The organism is Microaerobacter geothermalis (assembly GCF_021608135.1).
In the GTDB taxonomy this organism is placed as follows: domain Bacteria; phylum Bacillota; class Bacilli; order DSM-22679; family DSM-22679; genus Microaerobacter; species Microaerobacter geothermalis.
Window position 1 is genome coordinate 1 of record NZ_JAKIHL010000083.1, and the last position, 1,578, is coordinate 1,578.

General features: G+C 47.5%; 1 protein-coding gene. It reads left to right on the forward strand.

The window, feature by feature from the left end; all coding sequences use genetic code 11:
- Positions 1 to 247 precede the first annotated feature (247 nt).
- Positions 248 to 1,468 (forward strand): IS110 family RNA-guided transposase, encoded by a 1,221-nt coding sequence (locus L1765_RS15845; RefSeq protein ID WP_236408440.1) that lies wholly within the window; start codon positions 248 to 250, stop codon positions 1,466 to 1,468.
- Positions 1,469 to 1,578 lie beyond the last annotated feature (110 nt).

The window sequence follows — 1,578 nt, forward strand, 5'->3', positions numbered from 1 at the left end:
TAGACATCCATGCCGCTGACGCGGCACCATCAGATGATGAAAATAAGCAATATGCGATATAATGGACTTGCGGCTGGCGAGGGAGGTCGCTTAATCTTGGTGCTTACAAGCCCGTTTATTAGACAGAACCCCAGCGACCAGGTGTACCACAGATTGTTGCCCCTTTCGGGAGCACGCAGGATAGAATAATCGTTTGACGGTTGCTGCACCAGCCCTTAATCTTTACTGCCGCAAGGAGTTCGTTATTATGGAAGTCGTTTATTCCCACGTATGCGGGCTGGACGTTCACAAGAAGAACGTGTTGGCTTGCGTGATCACACCGGAAATCAAGGAAACCCGTACTTTTTCCACCATGACCGATGACCTGATCCTGCTTGTAGACTGGATCAAAAGCAACGGATGCACCCACGTCGCAATGGAAAGCACCGCCTCGTTCTGGAAGCCCATCTACAATCTACTAGAACTTGAAGACATTCAGGTCCTAGTCGTCAACGCCAAAAACATTAAAAATGTGCCCGGACGTAAAACGGATGTTAAGGATGCCGAATGGATCGCCAGTCTGCTTCGTCACGGTTTACTGCAGGGCAGTTACATTCCGAACCGCGATCAAAGGGAACTACGGGAACTGATACGATACCGGCGCAGCCTGATCGACGAACGGTCCCGGGAAGTAAACCGCATTCAAAAAGTGCTTGAAGGAGCCAACATTAAACTGTCGTCTGTTGCCAGCAATGTGCTTGGAAAATCAGGACGAGCAATGATTGAGGCGATGATCGCTGGTGAAGATAATCCTGAATTTCTTTCAGAGTTGGCTCAGAAACGATTGAAAAACAAAAAAGAAGAATTAAAACGTGCTTTGAACGGTCTTATGGGCGATCATCAGAAACTGATGTTGGCAGCTCAACTGCGGCACATCGATTATCTAGACGAAGAAATCGATAGACTAGACCAGGAGATTAAGAGGCGTATGCTCCCTTTTGAAGAGGACCTGGAACTGCTGGACACGATTCCCGGAGTGGCGAGAAGAACGGCTGAAACCATTGTAGCTGAAATCGGCACGAACATGGATCAATTTCCCTCCGCTGCTCACTTATGTTCATGGGCGGGGCTGTGTCCAGGTCAAAATGAGAGTGCCGGAAAAAGGAAATCAGGCAAGACCCGTAAAGGGAACCAAAAACTCCGAAGTGCCTTAGTCGAAGCAGGACGCGCCTCTGCTAGAACGAAGAATACGTTCTTGTCCAGCCAGTACCATCGGATTGCCGCACGTCGTGGAGCGAATCGAGCTGCAGTAGCCGTTGCACACAGTATACTAACGATCGTATATTACATCCTTAAGCGCAGACAACCTTATATTGAGTTGGGCCCAACCTATTACGAGGAAAGAAAACGCGACACGATCATCAGACAATCAATTAAAAAACTTGAATCCTTAGGGTTAAAGGTCACGGTGGAATCAGAAGCATCTTGACACAAACGATAGGAATCATCGCTCTTCAACCCTAACCATATTTTGTAAGGCCTAGGGTTAGTTTTGTATTGTTTTTTTTGGTTCGTGCAACGAGTTAATTTTCAGGATAG

Excerpts from the sequence above, each read along its gene's own strand:
- L1765_RS15845 (WP_236408440.1), top strand. The coding sequence starts at position 248 with ATGGAAGTCGTTTATTCCCACGTATGCGGGCTGGACGTTCACAAGAAG.